Source organism: Paenibacillus sp. FSL K6-1230 (assembly GCF_038002385.1).
In the GTDB taxonomy this organism is placed as follows: Bacteria; Bacillota; Bacilli; order Paenibacillales; family Paenibacillaceae; genus Paenibacillus; species Paenibacillus massiliensis.
On sequence record NZ_JBBOCK010000007.1, the window covers coordinates 1 to 4,630 of the forward strand.

Annotated in this window: 4 protein-coding genes; all 4 read left to right on the forward strand. The window is 34.2% G+C overall.

Annotation, left to right across the window (positions count from 1 at the left end; translation table 11 throughout):
- The first annotated feature begins 334 nt into the window (after nt 1–334).
- Entirely contained in the window at nt 335–1,318 is a 984-nt protein-coding gene (locus tag MKX74_RS28105) for a protein rep (protein ID WP_000336291.1), read from the forward strand.
- 103 nt (nt 1,319–1,421) lie between these two features.
- Nucleotides 1,422–1,484, forward strand: a complete 63-nt coding sequence (locus MKX74_RS28275; protein ID WP_012779615.1) for a tetracycline resistance efflux system leader peptide — start codon at nt 1,422–1,424, stop codon at nt 1,482–1,484.
- A gap of 33 nt (nt 1,485–1,517) precedes the next feature.
- A complete protein-coding gene (gene tet(L), locus MKX74_RS28110) occupies nt 1,518–2,894 on the forward strand; it encodes a tetracycline efflux MFS transporter Tet(L) (RefSeq protein WP_001574277.1) in 1,377 nt (458 codons plus the stop codon).
- Between the two features lie 563 nt (nt 2,895–3,457).
- Nucleotides 3,458–4,630, forward strand: a 1,173-nt coding sequence (mobV, locus tag MKX74_RS28115; RefSeq protein ID WP_341180705.1) for a MobV family relaxase, incomplete at its 3' end; no start/stop codon positions are given.

Below are 4,630 nucleotides of genomic sequence, written 5' to 3' on the forward strand. Positions count from 1 at the left end.
GATTTAGAACCTAAAAAGAACGAATTTGAACTAACTCATAACCGAGAGGTAAAAAAAGAACGAAGTCGAGATCAGGGAATGAGTTTATAAAATAAAAAAAGCACCTGAAAAGGTGTCTTTTTTTGATGGTTTTGAACTTGTTCTTTCTTATCTTGATACATATAGAAATAACGTCATTTTTATTTTAGTTGCTGAAAGGTGCGTTGAAGTGTTGGTATGTATGTGTTTTAAAGTATTGAAAACCCTTAAAATTGGTTGCACAGAAAAACCCCATCTGTTAAAGTTATAAGTGACCAAACAAATAACTAAATAGATGGGGGTTTCTTTTAATATTATGTGTCCTAATAGTAGCATTTATTCAGATGAAAAATCAAGGGTTTTAGTGGACAAGACAAAAAGTGGAAAAGTGAGACCATGGAGAGAAAAGAAAATCGCTAATGTTGATTACTTTGAACTTCTGCATATTCTTGAATTTAAAAAGGCTGAAAGAGTAAAAGATTGTGCTGAAATATTAGAGTATAAACAAAATCGTGAAACAGGCGAAAGAAAGTTGTATCGAGTGTGGTTTTGTAAATCCAGGCTTTGTCCAATGTGCAACTGGAGGAGAGCAATGAAACATGGCATTCAGTCACAAAAGGTTGTTGCTGAAGTTATTAAACAAAAGCCAACAGTTCGTTGGTTGTTTCTCACATTAACAGTTAAAAATGTTTATGATGGCGAAGAATTAAATAAGAGTTTGTCAGATATGGCTCAAGGATTTCGCCGAATGATGCAATATAAAAAAATTAATAAAAATCTTGTTGGTTTTATGCGTGCAACGGAAGTGACAATAAATAATAAAGATAATTCTTATAATCAGCACATGCATGTATTGGTATGTGTGGAACCAACTTATTTTAAGAATACAGAAAACTACGTGAATCAAAAACAATGGATTCAATTTTGGAAAAAGGCAATGAAATTAGACTATGATCCAAATGTAAAAGTTCAAATGATTCGACCGAAAAATAAATATAAATCGGATATACAATCGGCAATTGACGAAACTGCAAAATATCCTGTAAAGGATACGGATTTTATGACCGATGATGAAGAAAAGAATTTGAAACGTTTGTCTGATTTGGAGGAAGGTTTACACCGTAAAAGGTTAATCTCCTATGGTGGTTTGTTAAAAGAAATACATAAAAAATTAAACCTTGATGACACAGAAGAAGGCGATTTGATTCATACAGATGATGACGAAAAAGCCGATGAAGATGGATTTTCTATTATTGCAATGTGGAATTGGGAACGGAAAAATTATTTTATTAAAGAGTAGTTCAACAAACGGGCCATATTGTTGTATAAGTGATGAAATACTGAATTTAAAACTTAGTTTATATGTGGTAAAATGTTTTAATCAAGTTTAGGAGGAATTAATTATGAAGTGTAATGAATGTAACAGGGTTCAATTAAAAGAGGGAAGCGTATCATTAACCCTATAAACTACGTCTGCCCTCATTATTGGAGGGTGAAATGTGAATACATCCTATTCACAATCGAATTTACGACACAACCAAATTTTAATTTGGCTTTGCATTTTATCTTTTTTTAGCGTATTAAATGAAATGGTTTTGAACGTCTCATTACCTGATATTGCAAATGATTTTAATAAACCACCTGCGAGTACAAACTGGGTGAACACAGCCTTTATGTTAACCTTTTCCATTGGAACAGCTGTATATGGAAAGCTATCTGATCAATTAGGCATCAAAAGGTTACTCCTATTTGGAATTATAATAAATTGTTTCGGGTCGGTAATTGGGTTTGTTGGCCATTCTTTCTTTTCCTTACTTATTATGGCTCGTTTTATTCAAGGGGCTGGTGCAGCTGCATTTCCAGCACTCGTAATGGTTGTAGTTGCGCGCTATATTCCAAAGGAAAATAGGGGTAAAGCATTTGGTCTTATTGGATCGATAGTAGCCATGGGAGAAGGAGTCGGTCCAGCGATTGGTGGAATGATAGCCCATTATATTCATTGGTCCTATCTTCTACTCATTCCTATGATAACAATTATCACTGTTCCGTTTCTTATGAAATTATTAAAGAAAGAAGTAAGGATAAAAGGTCATTTTGATATCAAAGGAATTATACTAATGTCTGTAGGCATTGTATTTTTTATGTTGTTTACAACATCATATAGCATTTCTTTTCTTATCGTTAGCGTGCTGTCATTCCTGATATTTGTAAAACATATCAGGAAAGTAACAGATCCTTTTGTTGATCCCGGATTAGGGAAAAATATACCTTTTATGATTGGAGTTCTTTGTGGGGGAATTATATTTGGAACAGTAGCAGGGTTTGTCTCTATGGTTCCTTATATGATGAAAGATGTTCACCAGCTAAGTACTGCCGAAATCGGAAGTGTAATTATTTTCCCTGGAACAATGAGTGTCATTATTTTCGGCTACATTGGTGGGATACTTGTTGATAGAAGAGGTCCTTTATACGTGTTAAACATCGGAGTTACATTTCTTTCTGTTAGCTTTTTAACTGCTTCCTTTCTTTTAGAAACAACATCATGGTTCATGACAATTATAATCGTATTTGTTTTAGGTGGGCTTTCGTTCACCAAAACAGTTATATCAACAATTGTTTCAAGTAGCTTGAAACAGCAGGAAGCTGGTGCTGGAATGAGTTTGCTTAACTTTACCAGCTTTTTATCAGAGGGAACAGGTATTGCAATTGTAGGTGGTTTATTATCCATACCCTTACTTGATCAAAGGTTGTTACCTATGGAAGTTGATCAGTCAACTTATCTGTATAGTAATTTGTTATTACTTTTTTCAGGAATCATTGTCATTAGTTGGCTGGTTACCTTGAATGTATATAAACATTCTCAAAGGGATTTCTAAATCGTTAAGGGATCAACTTTGGGAGAGAGTTCAAAATTGATCCTTTTTTTATAACAGGAATTCAAATCTTTTTGTTCCATTAAAGGGCGCGATTGCTGAATAAAAGATACGAGAGACCTCTCTTGTATCTTTTTTATTTTGAGTGGTTTTGTCCGTTACACTAGAAAACCGAAAGACAATAAAAATTTTATTCTTGCTGAGTCTGGCTTTCGGTAAGCTAGACAAAACGGACAAAATAAAAATTGGCAAGGGTTTAAAGGTGGAGATTTTTTGAGTGATCTTCTCAAAAAATACTACCTGTCCCTTGCTGATTTTTAAACGAGCACGAGAGCAAAACCCCCCTTTGCTGAGGTGGCAGAGGGCAGGTTTTTTTGTTTCTTTTTTCTCGTAAAAAAAAGAAAGGTCTTAAAGGTTTTATGGTTTTGGTCGGCACTGCCGACAGCCTCGCAGAGCACACACTTTATGAATATAAAGTATAGTGTGTTATACTTTACTTGGAAGTGGTTGCCGGAAAGAGCGAAAATGCCTCACATTTGTGCCACCTAAAAAGGAGCGATTTACATATGAGTTATGCAGTTTGTAGAATGCAAAAAGTGAAATCAGCTGGACTAAAAGGCATGCAATTTCATAATCAAAGAGAGCGAAAAAGTAGAACGAATGATGATATTGACCATGAGCGAACACGTGAAAATTATGATTTGAAAAATGATAAAAATATTGATTACAACGAACGTGTCAAAGAAATTATTGAATCACAAAAAACAGGTACAAGAAAAACGAGGAAAGATGCTGTTCTTGTAAATGAGTTGCTAGTAACATCTGACCGAGATTTTTTTGAGCAACTGGATCCAGGAGAACAAAAACGATTTTTTGAGGAAAGTTATAAATTATTTTCCGAACGATATGGCAAGCAAAATATTGCTTATGCAACAGTTCATAATGATGAGCAAACCCCTCACATGCATTTAGGTGTTGTGCCTATGCGTGATGGAAAACTGCAAGGAAAAAATGTGTTTAATCGTCAAGAACTGTTATGGCTACAAGATAAATTCCCCGAGCATATGAAAAAACAGGGTTTTGAGTTGAAGCGTGGTGAACGTGGCTCTGACCGTAAACATATTGAGACAGCTAAATTTAAAAAACAAACTTTGGAAAAAGAGATTGATTTTCTAGAAAAAAATTTAGCAGTTAAAAAAGATGAATGGACTGCTTATAGCGATAAAGTTAAATCAGATTTAGAAGTACCAGCGAAACGACACATGAAAAGTGTTGAAGTGCCAACGGGTGAAAAGTCCATGTTTGGTTTGGGAAAAGAAATAATGAAAACAGAAAAGAAACCAACCAAAAATGTTGTTATATCGGAGCGTGATTATAAAAACTTAGTGACTGCTGCGAGAGATAACGATAGGTTAAAACAGCATGTTAGAAATCTCATGAGTACTGATATGGCGAGAGAATATAAAAAATTAAGTAAAGAACATGGGCAAGTTAAAGAAAAATATAGTGGTCTTGTAGAGCGATTTAATGAAAATGTAAATGATTATAATGAGTTGCTTGAAGAAAACAAGTCTTTAAAGTCTAAAATAAGCGATTTAAAGCGTGATGTGAGTTTAATCTATGAAAGCACTAAGGAATTCCTTAAGGAACGTACAGACGGCTTAAAAGCCTTTAAAAACGTTTTTAAGGGGTTTGTAGACAAGGTAAAGGATAAAACAGCACAATTCCAAGAAAAACAC

Coding starts and splice junctions, on each gene's coding strand:
- MKX74_RS28105 (WP_000336291.1), top strand. CDS start 335: ATGTGTCCTAATAGTAGCATTTATTCAGATGAAAAATCAAGGGTTTTA.